Source organism: Streptosporangium album (assembly GCF_014203795.1).
In the GTDB taxonomy this organism is placed as follows: Bacteria; Actinomycetota; Actinomycetes; order Streptosporangiales; family Streptosporangiaceae; genus Streptosporangium; species Streptosporangium album.
Genome location: NZ_JACHJU010000006.1, coordinates 175,681 through 194,216, shown reverse-complemented (window position 1 = coordinate 194,216; position 18,536 = coordinate 175,681). Strand labels below are relative to the sequence as shown.

The 18,536-nt window shown below is 70.9% G+C and carries 18 protein-coding genes; 12 read left to right on the top strand and 6 right to left on the bottom strand.

Annotated features, from left to right (window positions below):
* Positions 1-54: 54 nt before the first annotated feature.
* The gene (locus FHR32_RS39710; protein ID WP_184759756.1) at positions 55-2,100 is read right to left on the bottom strand and encodes a spermine/spermidine synthase domain-containing protein; all 2,046 of its coding nucleotides are present in this window, start codon (positions 2,098-2,100) and stop codon (positions 55-57) included.
* Positions 2,101-2,271: 171 nt separating this feature from the next.
* On the opposite strand from FHR32_RS39710, the gene FHR32_RS39705 reads away from it, so the two are divergent.
* Positions 2,272-3,630 (top strand): S8 family serine peptidase, encoded by a 1,359-nt coding sequence (locus FHR32_RS39705; protein ID WP_184759755.1) that lies wholly within the window; start codon positions 2,272-2,274, stop codon positions 3,628-3,630.
* A gap of 117 nt (positions 3,631-3,747) precedes the next feature.
* On the opposite strand, the gene FHR32_RS39700 is transcribed toward FHR32_RS39705, so the two are convergent.
* From FHR32_RS39700 to FHR32_RS39690, 3 genes are read right to left on the bottom strand one after another with little or no spacing between them, the layout of a single operon-like run.
* Entirely contained in the window at positions 3,748-4,728 is a 981-nt protein-coding gene (locus tag FHR32_RS39700; protein WP_184759754.1) for a phage baseplate protein, read from the bottom strand.
* Between the two features lie 13 nt (positions 4,729-4,741).
* The gene (locus tag FHR32_RS39695; protein ID WP_184759753.1) at positions 4,742-5,374 is read right to left on the bottom strand and encodes a DUF47 domain-containing protein; all 633 of its coding nucleotides are present in this window, start codon (positions 5,372-5,374) and stop codon (positions 4,742-4,744) included.
* 25 nt (positions 5,375-5,399) lie between these two features.
* On the bottom strand, positions 5,400-6,041 hold the full coding sequence (locus FHR32_RS39690; protein WP_184759752.1) for an inorganic phosphate transporter: 642 nt from the start codon (positions 6,039-6,041) through the stop codon (positions 5,400-5,402).
* A 234-nt stretch (positions 6,042-6,275) separates the two neighbouring features.
* On the opposite strand from FHR32_RS39690, the gene FHR32_RS39685 reads away from it, so the two are divergent.
* From FHR32_RS39685 to FHR32_RS39635, 11 genes are all read left to right on the top strand, one after another.
* The gene (locus FHR32_RS39685) at positions 6,276-7,751 is read left to right on the top strand and encodes an FGGY-family carbohydrate kinase (protein WP_184759751.1); all 1,476 of its coding nucleotides are present in this window, start codon (positions 6,276-6,278) and stop codon (positions 7,749-7,751) included.
* Positions 7,748-8,377 carry a histidine phosphatase family protein gene (locus tag FHR32_RS39680; RefSeq protein ID WP_184759750.1) on the top strand — a complete coding sequence of 210 codons (630 nt, stop codon included), beginning with the start codon at positions 7,748-7,750 and terminating at the stop codon, positions 8,375-8,377. The genes FHR32_RS39685 and FHR32_RS39680 overlap by 4 nt, the downstream gene beginning before the upstream one ends.
* Positions 8,374-9,159 (top strand): DeoR/GlpR family DNA-binding transcription regulator, encoded by a 786-nt coding sequence (locus tag FHR32_RS39675; RefSeq protein ID WP_246468550.1) that lies wholly within the window; start codon positions 8,374-8,376, stop codon positions 9,157-9,159. Before FHR32_RS39680 ends, FHR32_RS39675 begins: the two co-directional genes overlap by 4 nt.
* Positions 9,146-10,594: an FGGY family carbohydrate kinase gene (locus FHR32_RS39670; protein ID WP_184759748.1), complete on the top strand. Its 1,449-nt coding sequence runs from the start codon at positions 9,146-9,148 to the stop codon at positions 10,592-10,594. The genes FHR32_RS39675 and FHR32_RS39670 overlap by 14 nt, the downstream gene beginning before the upstream one ends.
* 22 nt (positions 10,595-10,616) lie before the next feature.
* On the top strand, positions 10,617-11,609 hold the full coding sequence (locus tag FHR32_RS39665; RefSeq protein ID WP_184759747.1) for a 2-hydroxyacid dehydrogenase: 993 nt from the start codon (positions 10,617-10,619) through the stop codon (positions 11,607-11,609).
* Complete coding sequence (locus FHR32_RS39660; protein WP_184759746.1) at positions 11,606-12,391, top strand: inositol monophosphatase family protein; 786 nt, start codon at positions 11,606-11,608, stop codon at positions 12,389-12,391. Before FHR32_RS39665 ends, FHR32_RS39660 begins: the two co-directional genes overlap by 4 nt.
* A gap of 257 nt (positions 12,392-12,648) precedes the next feature.
* Complete coding sequence (locus FHR32_RS39655) at positions 12,649-13,347, top strand: glycerophosphodiester phosphodiesterase (RefSeq protein ID WP_184759745.1); 699 nt, start codon at positions 12,649-12,651, stop codon at positions 13,345-13,347.
* Complete coding sequence (locus tag FHR32_RS39650) at positions 13,347-14,306, top strand: carbohydrate ABC transporter permease (protein WP_184759744.1); 960 nt, start codon at positions 13,347-13,349, stop codon at positions 14,304-14,306. Before FHR32_RS39655 ends, FHR32_RS39650 begins: the two co-directional genes overlap by 1 nt.
* Complete coding sequence (locus FHR32_RS39645; protein WP_221466852.1) at positions 14,303-15,121, top strand: carbohydrate ABC transporter permease; 819 nt, start codon at positions 14,303-14,305, stop codon at positions 15,119-15,121. The genes FHR32_RS39650 and FHR32_RS39645 overlap by 4 nt, the downstream gene beginning before the upstream one ends.
* A 31-nt stretch (positions 15,122-15,152) precedes the next feature.
* A complete protein-coding gene (locus tag FHR32_RS39640) occupies positions 15,153-16,496 on the top strand; it encodes an ABC transporter substrate-binding protein (protein WP_184759743.1) in 1,344 nt (447 codons plus the stop codon).
* Between the two features lie 111 nt (positions 16,497-16,607).
* On the top strand, positions 16,608-16,841 hold the full coding sequence (locus FHR32_RS39635; RefSeq protein WP_184759742.1) for a hypothetical protein: 234 nt from the start codon (positions 16,608-16,610) through the stop codon (positions 16,839-16,841).
* A 96-nt stretch (positions 16,842-16,937) separates the two neighbouring features.
* On the opposite strand, the gene FHR32_RS39630 is transcribed toward FHR32_RS39635, so the two are convergent.
* A complete protein-coding gene (locus FHR32_RS39630; RefSeq protein ID WP_312882916.1) occupies positions 16,938-17,681 on the bottom strand; it encodes an ABC transporter permease in 744 nt (247 codons plus the stop codon).
* Positions 17,678-18,478: an ABC transporter ATP-binding protein gene (locus tag FHR32_RS39625; protein ID WP_246468549.1), complete on the bottom strand. Its 801-nt coding sequence runs from the start codon at positions 18,476-18,478 to the stop codon at positions 17,678-17,680. The genes FHR32_RS39630 and FHR32_RS39625 overlap by 4 nt, the downstream gene beginning before the upstream one ends.
* Positions 18,479-18,536 lie beyond the last annotated feature (58 nt).

Sequence of the window (18,536 nt, the reverse complement as noted above, 5' to 3'; positions counted from 1 at the left end):
GCGGAGCCGGGCCACGGCCTTGTCCGGACCGCCCTCAGCCGGCCTCGGTCATGTTCAGGCGGCCCTGGCGCTCCGGGGAAGCAGCACGAAGGCCCCCAGGTAGAGCAGACCCGCCACGATCAGCAGCGCCTGGTAACCGATGACCAGCGCCAGATACTCCAGGCAGCCGCCGACCATCGCGCCCAGCAGGTTGGCGCCGAAGGCGGTCGTGCCGTCGGCCGAGCCGGCGAAGCGCTTGGCGAACACCACGTTGGCCGCGAAGATCGGCAGGAACGCCACGGACACGGCGACCACCGCCCGCAGCGGCAGCGGCAGGCCCAGCAGCCAGGAGTTGGGCACCAGCCAGGCCAGGACCAGGCCGCCGAGGAGCACGCCGTACATGACGGGCAGGGGCGGGACCCTGAAGCGGCGCGTCACCTCCACCGCGGCGAGCACCGCGACCAGCACCCCGGCGAACACGATCGCGTTCACCACCCAGGTCGTCCCGAACAGCAGCGCGAACCCGGTCACGCTCTTGGTCTCCAGCAGCAGGAACGCCACGCCCAGCAGGAACAGGTCGGCGTAGGGGCGCATCCGGGCGTACGGCCCGGCGACCAGCCGGACCGCGAGCAGGCTCACGATCAGGATGAGGCCGAGGGTGATGACGTAGATCGCCGGGACCGTCCGGTCCTTCAGGTAGAGGAACGGCCGGTCGTCCCCGGTCGGCGGCGGGGTGCCGGCGGTCGCGCCGGCCCACTCGGCGCCGCAGCTCTGGGTCTGGGGGGTGAGACCCGCGGTGATCACGGCCTGCTGGCCGGTCTGGCTGACGATGTCCACGCACGGCTTGTGCCCGAAGGCGGCCTGCACGGTGGCGGCGAGCCGGTCCACCAGCCAGCTCTCCCGGTAGTAGTTGTACATCGAGAAGGTGCCGCCGGGCTTGAGGTGGTCCCTGGCCGCCTCCATGGCCTGCTGGGTGAACAGGTAGCTCTCCAGCCGCAGCGAGCTCGCCCCGGAGACCAGGGTGAGGGAGTCGGGCAGCGCGAAGAGGATGAGGTCGTACTTCCCGGAGGCGCCCTCCAGGAACGCGCGGCCGTCGGTGACCACGGTGGTGACGCGGGGGTCCGCGTAGGGCCGGTCCGGATGGTAGGTCTCGCCGAGCTCGTGGAGCTTGGGGTCGATCTCCACCGCGTCGACGTGCTTGGCGCCCTTGGACAGCGCGATCGCCACATCGGTCCCGCTGCCCGCGCCGACGATCAGGACGTCGTCCAGCTTCTGCGCCGCCGCCCGCTCGTACGGCAGCGCGTACTGCCGCTCCCACTCCAGCCGGTTGGCGGCCGGCATGGCCTGCTGGTGCGGGATGCCGTTGACCTGGATGTCCATCACCGGGACGCCGCCGTAGTCCTGCCGGTTGTAGGTCACCTTGTAGTAGGGCGACCACAGCGCCCCCGCCGTCAGCGTCTCCACCGCGAGCGCCCCGACGACGACCAGCGAGGGAACGGCCAGCGCGATCCGCCCGACGGCCGTGCGCGGCCACAGCAGCACCAGGTAGGCGGCCGCGGCGACCGTCCCCCACACGACGGGGGGCGCGCTGAGGAACGACAGCCCGGTGAACAGCGCGATGCCGGTGAGGCTGCCCAGCAGGTCGTAGCGGTAGGCCTCCAGGCGGTCCAGCTCGGGGAAGCAGCGCCCGACCAGCTCGGCCGGGCCCATCAGCACGATCGCCGCCGCCGCGAAGATCACCGGCAGGATCAGCCACGGCGGCGGGCCGTCGGTGTTCAGGCTGGTCCAGTACAGAACGCCTTCGGTCTGCCGGTCCACGGTGACCGGGAAGAACAGGATGACCAGCACCAGGATGGCCAGCGTGATCGGCGAATAGTACGGAGGTCGCGTCGTGCGCCCCACCCGCAGGAAGCCGAGCCCGATTCCGAGGAACGAACCGAGCAGGACAAAGTTTGTGAAATAGCTCAAATGCACGATGTTCGATCCGGTCCACCGGATCAACGCCAGCTCCAGGAAGAGCATGAAGGCGCTGGCCACGATCAGCCTCGGCCGGGTGCCCAGCCAGTGCGTGGACGGGGCGTCGGGAGGGGGATGTGGCGTCGTCTTGGCCGCTGCGGTCATGCCACTCAACGCTAGTGATCGCCCCGCCGCCGGGGAAGGAAATACCTGTCAGCGATTTGCACGGGTCAAAGAAGGTGAATGCCGATGCGTGATGATTTGAATGGGTGGACGCGATCCGGGTGAATGAAGGAACGTGGTGGAGTCCGTTCCCCCCGAACCTGGTGGTGCACCATGCGGGTCCTGATCCAGCTCCGCCCCTCTCCGGACGTCGTCGCGGCGGTCGCCGATCCCGACGTGACCGCGACGACGGCCGACGTCGCCGACGGCCTGCCCGGGGTCGTCCTGGACGCCTCCTTCACCCCGGTCGCCGTGCCCCGCCCGGTGCCCGCGGCCGGAGGCGACCCCCTCTCCCTGAACCAGGTGCTGACCTTCTCCCTCGCCCCCGACGACGCCTCGGTCATCGTCCGGGGGGAGATCTCCGACGACGAGGTGTCCACCCGGCTCACCCTGCTGCCCGCCCTCCGCAACGACGTCGTGGGCGTGTTCGCCGACCCGGTCATCGAGTCGAACCTCACCTGTGGCGGCGACGCCCCGGTGGGCGACTGGCACGACGTGGAGCGGCTGCTGCACGTCACGGAACTGCACGCGGAGGGACTGGACGGGGCGGGCGTCGCCCTGGCGATCCTGGACACCGGCATCAACGCCGCCCACGTGACCCGCCGTCTCGGGCGGGACCTGGTCCTGGACAAGGAGCGGAGCTGGAACCCCGACGGGGTCACCGGCAGGCCGGGCGAGTTCCCGGTCAACCACGGCACGATGTGCGCGTTCGACACGCTGATCGCCGCCCCGCGGGCGACGCTGATCGACGTTCCCGTGCTGCTCTCCCAGCGCCCCGGCGGCTCGGCCCTGGACGGCCTGCTCTCGGACGCGGTCGCGGCGTTCTCCCACCTGCGCACCGTCCTTGCGGGCCAGCCCGTGGAGTCACGGTCCCTGGTGGTCAGCAACAGCTGGGGCTCCTTCTCGCCCCGCTGGGACTTCCCCGTCGGCCACCCCGGCAACTACTCCGACAACCCGGCCCACCCGTTCAACCTGATCGTCGCCAGCCTGGAGCAGGCGGGCGCCGACGTGCTGTTCGCCGCCGGAAACTGCGGGCGCGAGTGCAAGGACGGCCGGTGCGCGTATCCGGACCGCCCGATCACGGGCGCCAACTCCCACACGGGCGTGCTGTCCATCGGCGGCGTGGACACCCGCGGCGAGCGGGTCGGATACTCCTCCCAGGGCCCCGGCCGCCTCACCCTCCGCAAGCCGGACATCTGCTTCTACACCCACTTCTCCGGGTCCAAGGCATTCGGCGACGGCGAGCCCGACTCGGGGACCTCTGCCGCCTGCCCCGTCGCCGCGGGCCTGGTCGCGGCCATCCGCACCCGCTGGCCCTCCTCCCGTCTCTCCCCCGCCCAACTGCGCGCCCTGCTCCGCCGCACCGCCGACGACCGCAGCGACGTCGGATTCGACTACGACTACGGCTACGGCGTCGCCGACACGGCGGGGGTTCTCGCATCGTTGCGGCGCAGGTCCAAAGCCGACCGGTAGGGCGCGGTTCCGGCTCCCGCTCCCGCTCCCGCCCGGGACCTCCGGGCCGGAGCGGGAGCCGTGCCGGGCGGCCGCGTCGCGGAGGTGTTCCGCGACGCGGCCGCCCGGCACGCGGGGTCAGATCAGCGCGTCCTTGTAGTACACGTTGGCCCGCCGGGCGCCGGCGACCCCCGAGGCGAATCCGAAGCAGAGCCGCACCTCCTTCGGGCCGGCGACCTGGATCGCCATGCCCTCCGGCTCACGGAATTCGACCTCCGCGCCGTCTGTCACGAACTGCCGGTCGACGACCGCTCCCGTCCGCCAGTCGACGCAGGTCAGATACGTGTTCCCGGGCGCCGCACCGGACGTTCCCTCCAGGAGGTACAGGTACGACCCGTAGGTCGCGTATCCCTGGAAGGAGTACGTCAGCTCCGGCTGGGCGACCACGGCGAGCGGGTCGTACCGGTGGCGCCGGACGTCCTTCAGGTCGTACAGCGCGTAGCGGAACGCTCCGTCGACGCGGTGCCGCATGACCAGCCGGCGGTTGACGGGGTCGATGCCACAGGTCGTGCGGTCCGCGCCGGGCACGGGGACGTGCCGTACGAGGCCGGGAGAGTCCGGGGTGAGAACGGAGCCGTCGACGAACGGGAACCGGCACAGCCGGGAGCCCCAGCCGCTGACACCGTCGTCGGAGACCGAGTCGACCTCGGTCCACAGGAACGTGTCCCGCCCCTGGGGCTCCGCGCCGATCTGCACTCCGTGTCCGAAACCGAGCAGATACATGTGGCCGGTCTCGCGGCCGTCGCGGTCGAGCCGGGTGAGGCACAGGTCGCCGTTCTTGGCGCGCACCGCGCCGCTGACGGGCTCGGGCTCGCCGGGCAGCTGCAGGCCACCGGCCATGAGCTGGACGACGTAGAGGTGACCGTTGACGTCGTCGAACGCGAACGACTGCATGACGGTCACGTCGTGCAGGGGCACATCTCCAAGCAGCCGCGCACCTGGTGCGGCACAGTCGAAACGGGCGGCCCGCGGCACGGTGGCCGCGGCGGCGGGGCGAGCCGCGAGGAGCACGGCGCCTGTCACGGCACCGCCGATCAGGAAGGTACGTCGTGTCGGCATGGGGGGATCTCCGTCACTGGAAACGTTTGACGACGCCGTCGGCGAGGGCGTCGGCCGCGGCGGCGAGGTGCGCCCCCGCGGTATCGAGCCGGTTGAGCAGGAGCAGTGAGGTGAGGGACGGTTCCGGTCGGGTGAGCAGGACCGCGACGGCCTGCTGGTACGCGGGACGCACACCTCCTTTCTTCGCGTGCAGCGCCGCGTCGGCGGCGGCCTGTGGCCGGTCGGCGAGAAGCTCGACCGCGGCGGTGAGCCGGCCGACGCCGTCGGCGAGAGCGGCCAGCACCGGTCCGTGCAGAGGGTCGGGCGAGGCCTCGTAGAGATCCACCTCGCGGACGAAGTCACGCAGGGCGTCGAGGATGTCGTCCACGCTGCGGGAGAGCCGGAACAGGTCCTCGCGGTCGACGGGGGAGGTCACGCTACGGCGCAGCCGGGTGATGAGCCGCGCCCGGTCGGCATCGCCCTCGTGCTCGACGAGGGCCATGCGGCGGCGGGCCTCCGCGGGACGCAGATCACCGTCGACGGCGGCGCGGGCGAGCACCACACCGCGGGCGGCGGCGCGTAGCTGGGCGACCACGAGACCCGCGAGCGTCCGGTCGGTACGGCCGGACAGGTCGCGCAGGACACGGCGTACGCGTCCGGGGCTCACAGCCGCGCCCCCGCACGTGCCCGGGTCATCTCAGCACTCCGATCGCGGCGTGGGTGAGCGCGGCGAGCCCGTAGGCGAGCGGTAGCGTCAACAGCCAGGCCCGGCCCAGGGCGAGGACGCCGCGCCATCGCACGCGGCGGGCGCCGCGAGCGAGACCGGTGCCGATGAGCGCCCCGGCGAGAGACTGGGTCATGCTCACCGGGGCGCCGAGCGCGGCGGTGCCGAGAACGACGCCCGCGCCGGTGAACTCCGTGGCGACGAGGGTGTCGGTGCGCGTGGGCGTGAGCGTGCCTCCCAGACCGGCCGCGAGCTTGGGGAGCCCGGCCAGCCCACCGACGAGAAAGCAGCCGCCGAGCAGCACGAGCACCGGTGCGAGGTCCGCCGCACCGTGGAACGCGCCGTCGCGGGTGGCGAAGTACACGGCGAGAACCTTCTGCCCGTCGTTGGCGCCGTAGGCGACGCATCCGGCGGAGAAGGCCGCGGTGTGCAGCCATCGCAGCCGGACACCGGCCGTGCCGACGTGCGGCAGACCGCGCACCAGACGGCAGGCGGCGCCCGCGACGAGCGCCACCAGGGGAGGCAGCCCGCGGGCACGGGTGCCCAGGCCGACCTGGGCACCGGCGTCGTTGAATCCGGTGAACACGGCGAAGACAGCTGTCACCACCATCCCCACCTCCATCGGGTATGCCTTCTTCCCATCCATCTGTGTTGTATCGGCCGCAAGTTAACATTAATTTGCCTGTACTTATCAACATCAAAGCGGAATCAGAGCGCAAATATCGATAGATTCGGTGCCTCGGCTACCTGCTCTGACACGGGGACGCCTGGAGTTCTACCGTAAACAATGTTAAGTTCACATCGCTTAATGACTCTTCCGTCCGAGCGGGGGCCGCGACTTCTCATGCGCACAGACCAACCAGCCCAGGTGTGGGCGGGTGTCGACGTCGGCACTCAGAGCCTGCGGGTCGTCCTCGTCGACGACACCGGCCGTGTTGCCGGACGTGGCGCGGGAAGCCTGACCAGCCACCGCACGGGTGCCGTGCACGAGCAGGACCCGGCGCAGTGGTGGGCGGTGCTCGGCAGCGCGTTCCGCCAGGCCCTGAAAGACGTCGATCCCCGGGCGGTCCTCGGGGTGGCGATCTGCGGCACCTCCGGCACCTTCCTGCTCGCCGACGCCTCGGACGGCGTACCCCGCACCCCCGCGCTGATGTACGACGACGCCCGGGCCTCCGCCGAGGCGCCTGACGTGACGGCCGCCCTCGGCTACGCGACGCAGCCGTCATGGGCCCTGCCGAAGCTCGTGCACCTGCTGCGCACCGGTCCCGCCCCGCTACGCGCCGACCTGGAGTCCGGGCGCGTCCGGTTGGTCCACTGCCCCGATCACCTCGCCGAACGCCTGGTCGGCGGGCCCGTCGCCACCGACTGGAGTCACGCGCTCAAGACGGGATACGACCTCGACGGCCTCGACTGGCCCACCGAGGCGCTCGGCAGGCTCGGCCTGCCCCAGGCGGTCCTGCCCGCGGTGGTGCGGCCCGGCACTCCGCTCGGCACGGTGTCCGCGTCTGGGGCGGACCATACCGGGCTGCCCGCCGGCATCCCGGTGCTCGCGGGCATGAGCGACGGCTGCGCCGCCCAGATCGCCGCCGGGGCGCTCGCCCCCGGTAGCTGGAACTCCGTGCTCGGCACGACCCTCGTCCTCAAGGGGGTCACCGCCACCCGCATCGTCGATCCGGCCAACGTGATCTACTCACACCGCCATCCCGACGGCGGCTGGCTGCCCGGCGGTGCCTCCAGTGTCGGCGCCGGCATCCTCGAACGCCGGTTCCCGAGTGTCGACCGCGACGCCCTCGACCGGGCCGCCGCCCGGTACGAGCCCTCAGGAGGCATCGCCTATCCCCTGCTCGGCCGCGGCGAGCGATTCCCTTTCGTCGCTCCGGACGCGGAGGGCTTCGAGCTCGGCACCCCGGTGGACGAGGCCGACCGGTATGCCGCCGTCCTGCAGGGCGTCGCGTTCGTCGAACGGCTCGCCTACGCCACGCTGCGCCATCTCGGCGCCGACGTGGACGGGCCGCTGTCGGTGACCGGCGGCGCCGTCCGCAGCCGATACTGGACACAGCTGCGCGCGGACATCCTGGGCCGGCCGATACGTCTCCCGGCGAACCCCGAACCGGCGTTCGGCATGGCCGTCCTCGCCGCCGCCGGAGACGGCCGCCTCTACGCGACGTCCCAGCGCTTCGTCCGCATCGCCGAGACCGTCGAGCCCCGGTCCGGAGCCGCCGAGCGGTTCGCCGACGCCTACGGTGGTTTCGTCGACGAGTTGGCCGCCCGCGGCCATCTCGACCCCGGACTCGCCCGCTACGCCAAGGAGCAACCGTGACCACGACCGTCGTCCTCGCCCGCCACGGCCGGACCTCCTGGCACCATCCCAACCGCTACACGGGCCGCAGCGACATCGGGCTCGACGACGTCGGGACGGACCAGGCGCGGGCACTGGCCGCATGGGCGCCGTCCCAGGGATTCACGAGCCTGGCCAGCTCACACCTCTCACGTGCGGTCGCGACCCTCGCACCGGTGGCGGCGGCGCTCGGGCAGCCCCCCGCCGTCGACCCGAGGCTGCGCGAGCTCGACTTCGGCATCGCCGAGGGGCGCACCCTGGCCGACGTCCGCGCGGACCGTCCCGACGTCGCCGACCGGTTCGTGGCCGACCCCTCCGGGGACCACTTCCCGGGCGGGGAGGCTCCCCCCGACGCCGTGACCCGCGCCATGGCGGGGCTCGGCGACCTCGTCACCGCCGATCCCGGCGGGCGGATCCTCGTCGTCGCCCATTCCACCCTGATCCGCCTGCTGGTCTGCGCGGTGCTCGGCGTGCCGCTCGGCGACTACCGGAGGCGGCTGCCGTCCCTCGACCCGGTCTCCACGACGACCTTCCGATTCTCCGGCGGAGACGGTCCGGTGGCGCTGCTGGCGTACAACGTGCCCGTGTCCCGAGGATGGACCGCATGACGACCTCCAAGTCCTCCGAGCGCAACCGTCCCGCCCAACGGCAGGCCGAGATCGCCGAGCTCGTGCTGCAGCGCGGCTCCATATCGGCCAACGATCTTTCCGAGCTGTTCGGCGTCAGCCTCATGACCATTCACCGCGATCTCGACGAGCTGGAGCGTCAGGGCATCGTGCACAAGTTTCGCGGCGGCGTGAGCGCACAGCCGTCCAGCGTCTTCGAAAGCAACGTGACCTACCGGCTGCGCGCCGCCCGCGAGGAGAAGATCGCTCTCGCCCACCGCGCCCGCACGCTCATCGAGCCGGGCATGGCCGTCATGCTCGACGACTCGACGACCACGCTGGAACTGGCCCGCCTCCTTGAGGACGCCGCCCCGCTGACCGTCATCACCAACTTCCTGGAGACCATCAAGCTGGTCGCGGGAATGCGCGGCATCCGGTTGATCGCCCTCGGCGGGGAGTACTACCCGACGCACGACTCGTTCCTCGGCGTGCCGTGCATCGAGGCGATCGAGGCGCTACGCGTCGACATGTTGTTCGCCTCCGTCTCCGCGGTGTCGAACAACTACGCCTACCACCAGGAGCAGGAGATCGTCCTGGTGAAGCGGGCGATGATCCGCGCGGCCCAGAGGTCGGTGCTCGCGGTCGATCACAGCAAGCTCGGCCGCGTCGCCCTGCACCGGCTCGTTCCGCTGTCCGACTTCGACCTCGTCCTCACCGATTCCCGCGCCCCCGAGGACAGCCTGCTGGAGATGAGAGAGAACGGTATCCGCTATGACGTCGTCTGATCCGGTCGTCGTCGGCGTCGACGTCGGCACCACCGTCACCAAGGCCGTCGCCTTCGACAGCGACGGCACGGCGTTGCTGCGCACCGCCCGGCCCACGGTCCTCGACCGGCCCGGCGACGGCCGGTACGAACAGGACATCGACACGGTCGTCGCGTCCGCCGTCGGCGTGCTCGCCGAGCTCGCGCGCGGCCTCGACCGGACGGTGGCGGCCGTCGGCATCACGGGCCAGGGCGACGGGGTGTGGCTCGTCGACGCCGAGGGACGGTCCGTGCACCCCGCGATCTCCTGGCTCGACGCCAGGGCCGCCCCCGTCATCGAGGCGTGGGAGACCGAGGGGCTGCTCGACTCCGCCTACCGCCGCACCGGGACCCTCATGTTCCCCGGCTGCTCGGGCCCCGTCCTCGCCTGGCTCGACGCGCACGAGCCCTCGGTGCTCGACCGCGCGGCGACGGCCGGATACTGCAAGGACATCGTCATGCAGGCTCTCACCGGGCTGCGCGCGACCGACCCGTCCGACGCGTCCGCGCCGTTCCTCGACCCGCTCCGCCGTGACTACGACGAGGAACTGATCGCCGCGTGCGGCCTCGCGCACCGCCGGCATCTGCTCGCCCCGGTGACCACCGCTCCGACCGGCGCGCTGAGCCGGTCGGCCGCGGCGGCGACCGGGCTGCCCGCGGGCACGCCCGTCGTCGCCGCGCCCTACGACCTGCCCGCCTCGGCGCTGGGCGCCGGCGTCACCGAGGTCGGCGACGGGCTGCTCATCGTCGGTACCACCCTCGCCTGCCAGGTTCTCGTCGACACCGTCGACACCGGCGGCGAGGCGTGCGGGCTCACGCTGAGCACGTGGCAGGACCGGCGCTGGCTGCGGGCGCTGCCCGCGATGGTCGGTACCGCCGCGCTCGACTGGGTGCTGCGCCTCGTCGGCGCGACCGTCTCCGACCTGCCGCGGCTGCTCACCGACGGCAGCTCGAACGGGCTGTCGATGCTGCCGTTCCTCGCCGAGGCGGGAGAGCGCGCCCCGTTCGTCGCGCCCCGCGCCCGTGGCCGGATCGACGGGCTGCACCTCGGCGTCGGTCCCGCCGACCTCGTCCGCACCACCTGCGAGGCGATCGCCTACAGCGCCCGGCACTGTCTGACGACGGCCGGGCTCGCCGGGTCGCTGACCGCGTGCGGCGGCGGCGTCGCGTCCGCGGCGTGGGCGCAGATATTCGCCGACGTCCTCGACCGCCCGCTCCACGTCCTCTCCGGTGACGAGACCGGTGCCCGCGGAGCGGCCCGCGCCGCGGCCGAGACTCTCGGCAGGCCCGCCACGGCGCCACCCCCCGGACGGACACACCATCCCGACCCCGCCGCGTCCGCCCGTTACGCCGCGGGTTACGAGCGCTACCTCACCCAGATCACGGCTGCCCGCCCCGCGTGGGTCGCCTCCGGATAGCAGAACAGAAGGGACTCCCCCTGTGAAAGTCCTCGTCGCCGGTGACCACTTCGTCACCAATGACCTACTCCTTGGCGCGTTGAACGCCCAACTCGACGTGGGGTTCGACGTCACGACGCTGACGCTGCCGTGGCCGCACACGCCCTTCGGCCCGGTCGCCGAGGTCGACGAGGCGTCCGGTGACGAGGACGCCCTCATCGAGGCGCTCGACGGAGTCGAGATCGCCATCACCCAGATGGCCCCGTTCACCGCCCGGGTCATCAACGCCTCCGACACGCTGCGGCTCATCGTCGTCGCGCGGGGCGGGCCCGTCAACGTCAACCTCGACGCGGCCTCGGCGCGCGGTGTCGACGTCCGCTCCACGCCCGGCCGCAACGCCGTGGCCGCCGCCGAGCACACCGTCGCCCTGCTGCTCGCCGCGCTGCGCCGCATCCCCGCCACCCATGCCTCGACGGTCGCGGGAGAGTGGCGCAGCGACCTGTACGCCCTCGACGCCGTCGGCTCCGAGCTCGCCGGGACCACCGTGGGCCTCATCGGGTACGGCGCGATCGGACGGCGCGTCGGCCGCATACTCGCCGCCTTCGACGCCGAGGTGCTCGTCTACGATCCGTACGCCGACCCCGCGACCCTCGACGGCGCCACGCCGGTCGGCCTGGACGAGCTGCTCGAGCGCTCCCGCGTCGTGAGCGTGCACGCCCGCCTCACGCCCGAGACCCGCCGCCTCGTCGACGCCGCCGCGCTCGCCCGCCTGCCCAGGGGCGCGGTGCTCGTCAACACCGCCCGCGGTGGGCTGCTGGACTACGACGCCGTCGCCGACGCGCTGCACGACGGAAGGCTCGGCGCCGCGGCGTTCGACGTGTACGACGTCGAGCCGCCGCCTGCCGGCTCACGGCTGTTCTCGGCTCCGAACGTGGTGTGCACCCCCCACCTCGCCGGGGCGACGGTGCAGACGGCGCAGCGCGCCGCACGCCAGTGCGCCGACGCCGTGGCCGCGTTTCTCGCGGAGACGCGGTGAGTGCCTTCACGCCGCTCCTGCCCGTGGCGGAGAAGGCGGTGGAGCTCGCCGCGGGTCTCGTCCGTGAGGGGCGGCCGGGCGTCCTCACCGCCAAGGGCGAGCGGGACATGGCCACCGAGGTCGACTTCGCCGTCGAACGCGCGGTCCGCGACTATCTGCGGCAGGAGACCCCCGCGATCGGGTTCCTCGGCGAGGAGGAGGGCACCCGGGGGGAGGGTGAGCTGACCTGGGTGCTCGACCCGATCGACGGCACCGTCAACTTCGTGCACGGGCTGCCGCTCGTCGCGGTCTCCCTCGGGCTCGTGTACCGGCGACGGCCGGTGCTCGGAGTGGTCGACCTGCCGCTGCTCGGCAACCGTTACACGGCGGTCCAGGGCGCCGGCGCCCACGCCGACGGCAGCCCCATGCGGGTGAGCGCACCGCGGCGGCTCGCCGACGCGGTGATCGCCGTGGGCGACTACGCGGTGGGCGCCGACGCCGCCGCGCTCAACGCCGAACGTCTCGCGGCGACCGCGGAGCTCGCCGCGCGTGCCCAGCGGGTAAGGATGCTGGGCACCGCGGCGGTGGATCTCGCCTGGGTGGCGCAGGGCCGCCTGGACGGCCTGATCATGTTCTCCAACAATCCGTGGGACACCGCCGCGGGCATCGCACTCGTACGCGAGGCGGGCGGAGACGTCGTCGACCGCGGCGGCGCGGAGCACTCCATGGACTCGGAGGTGACCGTGGCGGGATCCGGCCCCGTCCTCGACGACCTCGTCGCGCTCACAGGCCCACGCCCCTGACGCGTTGTAACGATATTCTTAACGTCTGAAATAACAGAGCGGTTGCAATATGGGGTGGCACAACGGCCACCCCTGCCCGCCAGCACCACCCTAAATGCGGAAATTTGTCCGATTAATTCCATTTTGCCGTGAGCAAATAGAGCATTCCCCCTCTTGCTTGGCATGTAACCATCGTGTTAACTAATTTCGTGAACAGAACGCCAAATAGTGTTAAGAGCGTTAGGTTCCGGCCCCGCCTCCCGCCGCAAGGAGAATCCGTGTTCCTCACGATCGCGCACCGTGGCGACCCCCTCGTCCACCGCGAAAACACCCTCCCGTCGTTGCGCTCCGCGGTCGGCAAAGGTGCCAACACCCTTGAGTTCGACCTGCGCCTCACCAGGGACGCCCACATCGTGCTCCTCCACGACGCGGGCCTCGGACGGCTCTGGGGCCACGACGCCGACATCTCCGACCTCACTCTCGCCGAGGTGCGCGAGACCGGCGGCGAGTATCAGGTGCCGACCTTCGGCGAGGTGCTCGACGCGTTCGACGACACCACGTTCCTCGTCGACCTCAAGACCGACGACGTGATCGCCCCCGCGGTCGCCGCGCTACGCCGGCACGGCGACGCCTTCGACCGGTCCATCTTCGTCGCCGCCCGTCGCGGTGGCCGTGAGGCCCTGATCAGGCTGCGCGCGGACGCGCCCGACGCCACGATCGGCCTTGACTGGACCGAGGAGCAACCGCCGCCCGAGGAACTGCTCGAGGCCATGCGCCCGCAGTACTTCGGCCCGCGCTGGAAGGTCGCCGACGCGGCCGGGGTGCCCGCGATGCGTGAGCGCGGCTACCGCGTGTGGGTCGGCCCTCTCGGCGACGAGGCCGAGGTCGTCGCCGCGATGGAGTACGGGGTCGACGGGGTCGTCGCCGACGACATCTCCTCGTTGCTGCGCCTGCGTACGGACGCCGGGACGTCCTGATGCCGGCCGCGACGACCACCACCGCCGGGACGGCGCCTCCCACGACGGCGCACAGGATCCCGTCCGGCGCCGGCGGGGCACGGCGGCGCCGACGCCGCGAGTACCTGATGTTCCTTGCGTTCGTCGCACCGAACTTCCTGTTCATCGTGGTGTTCTCGTACTGGCCGGTGCTCTACAACGCCTACCTCAGTCTCACCGACTGGGACATGATCTCGCCGATCAAGAACTTCGTCGGTCTCGACAACTACGTCGACATGTTCACCAGCCTCGGGTTCGCCGACGTACTGCTGACCACCGTGTACTTCACCGTCGGCGTCGTGGGCGGCAGCATGCTCCTCGGCCTCGGCATCGCGCTGCTGCTCAACCTGAAGCTCAGAGGTCGCACGTTCGTCCGGACGATGGTGTTCGCCCCGCACGTGCTCTCGGGCGCGGCGGTGGGCCTCGTGTGGGCGTTCATCTTCGACCCGAACTACGGCCTGTCACGGGTGTTCTTCTCCGCGCTCGGCGCTGAGTCACCCTCGTGGCTCACCGACTCCGACTGGGCGCTGCCCGCGGTCATCATCGTCTACCTCTGGAAGAACACCGGCTTCGCCGCGATCGTCTACCTCGCCGGACTGCAGGGCCTGCCCAAGGACGTGTACGAATCGGCGGCCCTGGACGGGTCCGGCCCCTGGACGACGTTCCGGAGGTTCACCCTGCCGCTGCTGTCGCCGGTGACGTTCTTCCTCGTCGTCACCTCCACGATCGGCTCGTTCCAGGCGTTCGACGTCATCGCGCTGACCACCGGCGGCGGTCCCGGCGACGCCACCACCATCCTGTCGTGGTTCGTCTACGACTCCGGGTTCCGGAGCTTCCAGGCCGGCCCCGCCGGAGCGAGTTCGATCGTGATGTTCGTCATCCTCCTGGCGATCACGCTCGTGCAGACGCGGTACCTCGAGCGGAAGGTGCACTACAAGTGAGAATCGCCCGCACCGTTCAGTACGCCCTGCTCGTCGTCATCGGCGTCATCATGGTCGGCCCGCTGTACTGGCTGCTGTCCTCCTCCCTGAAGGACCCGTCGCAGATCTACACCTGGCCGCCGGTCTGGTTGCCCACCAATATCCGTCCCGGCAACTACAGCGACGCCTGGAACGCCGCCCCCTTCGCCGACTTCTACCTCAACTCCGTCATCACGACGTTCGCCGGCAGCATCCTTGAGGTCGCCAACGCCGTGCTCACGGCGTACGCGTTCGCGTTCCTGCGGTTCCCCGGCAAGCGGGTGCTGTTCGTCGTGCTGCTCGGCGCGATGATGGTGCCCGGCCACGTGACGCTGCTGCCCAACTACCTGACCGTCTCCGAGCTCGGCTGGATCAACACCTACCAGGGGATCGTCATCCCCGGTGTCGCCTCGGCCTTCGGGGCGTTCCTGCTCCGCCAGCACATGCTCACTCTGCCCGGCGCGCTCATCGAGGCCGCCCGCATAGACGGCGCGGGCCATCTGCGTGCCCTGTGGAGCGTGGTGCTGCCCATGTCTCGGCCGATGCTCGTCACCGTCGGCATCGTGTCGCTGGTCAGCAAGTGGAACGACTTCATCTGGCCGCTCATCGTCACCAACACGGCGTCGATGCGCACTCTGCCCGTCGGACTGCTCCTGCTCAAGAACCAGGAGGGATACACGAACTGGGGTGCCGTCATGGCCGCCGCCATGTTCGTCGTCGCCCCCGTGCTCATCGTCTTCTTCCTCGCTCAGCGCCACATCGTCACCGGCCTCACCCAGGGTGCGGTCAAGGGCTGACCCTCGTCGCCTCCTCGAAAAGGATCCCCCCATGAACACGTCCTTCTCCTCGTTCAACAGGCGGCAGTTTCTCGGCACCGCCGGCGCCGGCCTGCTCGCCTTCACCTCCGTCGGTTGCGGCGGCGGTTCCGGCGCGGGCATGGCACAGCCCGAAGGCAAGGTGCCCGGGCAGTACGCCAAGCGGCAGCGCATCGTGATCTGGTTCCCCTGGACCGGTGGTCCCGGCGAGGCGTTCCAGCGGCTCGTGGCCAAGTTCAACGGCTCCCAGAACGACATCTACGTCGAAGCGCAGTTCCAGGGCACCTACGATGAGACCACCCAGAAGCTGGCCACCGCCCTGCAGGCCCGCCAGATCCCCGACCTGTGCGTCTTCAGCGACGTGACCTGGAACAAGTTCTACCTCAATGACACCCTCGAACCGCTGAACGGATACTTCGGCAAGGGGCTCAAGGCCGCCGACTACACCGACCAGCTCATCGCCGAGGGCACCGTCAAGAACGAGGTCTGGTGGGTGCCCTTCGCCCGGAGCACCCCGATCTTCTACTACAACAAGGACCTGTTCGACGCCGCCGGGCTGCCCGACCGGGGCCCGAAGACCTGGAGCGAGCTACGCGAGTGGGCCCCCGCCCTCACCGCGCAGAAGGTCGCCGGCCAGTCGCCCAAGCTCACCGCCTACGCCCAGATCGACGGCGACTGGCAGTTCCAGGGCACCGTCTGGCAGTGGGGTGGCAACTACTCCAAAGGGCTGGAGGTCACCGTCGACACCGGCGGCGCGGTCGAGGCCGGCGAGTGGCAGCGCAAGCTCATCCACGACGACAAGCTCGCCTACATGGCGCAGAGCCCGAAGCTCGACTTCACCAACGGGCTCATCGCGACCCTCACCGAGTCCACCGGCGCGCTCACCGGCATCACCAAGGACGCCCCGTTCAAAGTCGGCACCGCGTTCCTTCCCGAGGAGACCGCGTTCGGCTGCCCCACGGGCGGCGGCGGCATCTCCGTCATGGCCGGCGCGCCCAAGGAGCGCAAGCAGGCGGCCTTCGAGTTTCTGACGTTCCTCGCGAAGCCCGAGAACGCCGCCCAGTGGACGATCGACACCGGGTATCTTCCCGCCACCAAGGCCGCGGCGGCCACTCCCCAGATGCAGAAGCTGTTCACCGACAACCCGAACTTCAAGAAGGCGGTCGACCAGCTGCCGAAGACCCACGAGCAGGACCAGGTGCGGCTGCAGGTCCCCAACGCCAACCGGGTGCTCTACGGCGGCCTCCAGAAGATCTACGCCGACAACCAGCCCGCGGCGGCGGTGTTCAAGACCGTGGCGGAGGAGCTGAGGAAGAGCACGGAGTCGGTCCGCAAGACGATCGAGAGGCGCATGTAGGCCGGTCCGGCCCGCAGGGACCGGGCATCCGCGTCCGGATGCCCGGTGCGACGGAACACCCCGGAGCGCTCCCCTCTCCACAGCGCGGGCGCGAAGCGTAGCGTTGGTCCCATGCTCCTTGTCACCGTACGGCTCCCGCCCCAGGCGACCCTCTCGCAGGCCATCCGCCACCTGGGGCTGTCGGAGAAGGAGGTCGACACCGGCTACGGCCTGGTGCTCATCGATCCCGACCAGGGCCTGTACGGCCTGCGCGTGAGTGAGGAGGCCGCCCGCGCCCTCGACCCGGAGGCGGGCGGCGGCCCCTACTCCGACCCGAGGATCGAGCCCTACGGCCCGCCGGAGTGAAGCGGGGCGACACCCGGGCCATGGGACGCGGCCGGCCCTCCGGTCCGGGCACGCGGAGCCGCACGCTGACCGCGCGGCTCCGCCCGGCGCCGCCGGTCAAGCGTTCTCGCGGTTGAAGACGCGGGTGCCGACCGTCACGCAGACCACGGAGAGAATCAGGGTGACCGCGACTCCGGCCGCCACGGCCGGAGTCGCGTAGTGTCCGGCGAACAGCTCGCGGACGGCTTCGAGGACATAGCGGAACGGGGTCGCCAGCGACAGCGCGTTCAACCAGCCGGGCGCCATCGACATCGGCAGGAAAGCACCCGACAGCAGGACCAGCGGGACGATCCCGGTGCTCATGATCGGCGGGAACAGGTCGGGGTTCATGGTGAGCGCGAGCGCGTTCGACAGGGCGGCCAGGCTCACCCCCAGCAGTGCCATGAGGACGAGCCCGGCCAGCACGCCGGGGACCGCCGCGCGCATGCCGAAGGCGTAGCCCACCACGATCAACATGATCGACTGGATCAGCAGGGTGACCGAACTGCCCAGAACCCGGCCGAGCAGCAGGGACACCCGGTGTGCCGGGGTGACCCGCAGCCGCTCCAGCACACCCGACCTGGCGTCGAAGACGACGCCGAACCCGGCCATGCCCGCGCTCAGCAGTCCCACCTGGACCAGCAGGCCGGGGATCAGCGTCTCCCATGTTCCGATGGTGGCGAACAGCGGACCGAACAGCACCAGGTAGAGCAGGGGCTGCAGGACGCCGAAGATGATCCCGGCCTTCTGCCGCAGGGAGAGGCGGACGTTGTGCCGGAAGATCAGCCAGGTGTCACGGACGATGCTCATCAGGTCGCTCACCGCTCCTCATCCGTCATGGAGGCGACTCTCGCCTCGCCGGCCGTCGCGCCGGGCTCGCTCCCCGGCGTCTCCTCCCTCAGGGATCGGCCGGTGATGGACAGGAAGACGTCGTCGAGGGTGCCGACGCCGTCCTTGAGCTCGGCCGGGGTGCCCTCGGCGACGATCACGCCGTGGTCGATGATGAACAGGCGGTCGGCCAGCGCGTCCGCCTCGTCGAGGTAGTGCGTGGTGAGGAAGACCGTGAGCCCCTCCTCCTTGCGCAGGCGCCTGATGTGGTCCCAGAGGTCGGCCCGGCTCTGCGGGTCGAGACCGGTGGTGGGCTCGTCGAGGAAGAGCAGCGACGGGCCGTGGACCAGGCCGAACGCGAGGTCGAACCGGCGGCGCTGGCCACCGGACAGCGCGCCACCCGGCCGCGCCTCCAGTCCGGTGAGGCGCAGTCGGCCGAGCATCTCGGCGACCCGCCCGCGCGCCTCGGCGGGCCGCATGCCGTACAGCATGGCGTGGAGTTCGAGTTCCTCGCCCACCGGGTTCGCCGGGCCGACGCCCCCGCCCTGGGACACGTAGCCGATGCGCCGCCGTACGCCCCGGGGGTCGGCGAGCAGGTCGTGCCCGGCCACCGTGGCAGTGCCTCCGGTGGGGCGGAGCAGCGTGGTCAGCATGCGCATGGTGGTCGTCTTCCCCGCGCCGTTGGGACCGAGGAAGCCCACGATCTCCCCGGCCTCCACGGCCAGGTCCACACCCCGGACGGCGTCGACGCCACCCGGGAAGGTCTTGCTCAGACTCGATGTCTTGATCATTTGATCGCCTCCGGAATTAAAGTAACACCAAATTTGGTGTCACTGCAAAATTTGCCCG

Bases quoted from the DNA above. Each gene is read 5' to 3' on its own strand.
- FHR32_RS39625 (WP_246468549.1), bottom strand. From the start codon at position 18,478: ATGATCAAGACATCGAGTCTGAGCAAGACCTTCCCGGGTGGCGTCGAC.
- FHR32_RS39690 (WP_184759752.1), bottom strand. From the start codon at position 6,041: ATGGTGGTGACAGCTGTCTTCGCCGTGTTCACCGGATTCAACGACGCC.
- FHR32_RS39700 (WP_184759754.1), bottom strand. From the start codon at position 4,728: ATGCCGACACGACGTACCTTCCTGATCGGCGGTGCCGTGACAGGCGCC.
- FHR32_RS39635 (WP_184759742.1), top strand. From the start codon at position 16,608: ATGCTCCTTGTCACCGTACGGCTCCCGCCCCAGGCGACCCTCTCGCAG.
- FHR32_RS39685 (WP_184759751.1), top strand. From the start codon at position 6,276: ATGCGCACAGACCAACCAGCCCAGGTGTGGGCGGGTGTCGACGTCGGC.
- FHR32_RS39640 (WP_184759743.1), top strand. From the start codon at position 15,153: ATGAACACGTCCTTCTCCTCGTTCAACAGGCGGCAGTTTCTCGGCACC.
- FHR32_RS39710 (WP_184759756.1), bottom strand. From the start codon at position 2,100: ATGACCGCAGCGGCCAAGACGACGCCACATCCCCCTCCCGACGCCCCG.
- FHR32_RS39650 (WP_184759744.1), top strand. From the start codon at position 13,347: ATGCCGGCCGCGACGACCACCACCGCCGGGACGGCGCCTCCCACGACG.
- FHR32_RS39670 (WP_184759748.1), top strand. From the start codon at position 9,146: ATGACGTCGTCTGATCCGGTCGTCGTCGGCGTCGACGTCGGCACCACC.
- FHR32_RS39675 (WP_246468550.1), top strand. From the start codon at position 8,374: ATGACGACCTCCAAGTCCTCCGAGCGCAACCGTCCCGCCCAACGGCAG.
- FHR32_RS39705 (WP_184759755.1), top strand. From the start codon at position 2,272: ATGCGGGTCCTGATCCAGCTCCGCCCCTCTCCGGACGTCGTCGCGGCG.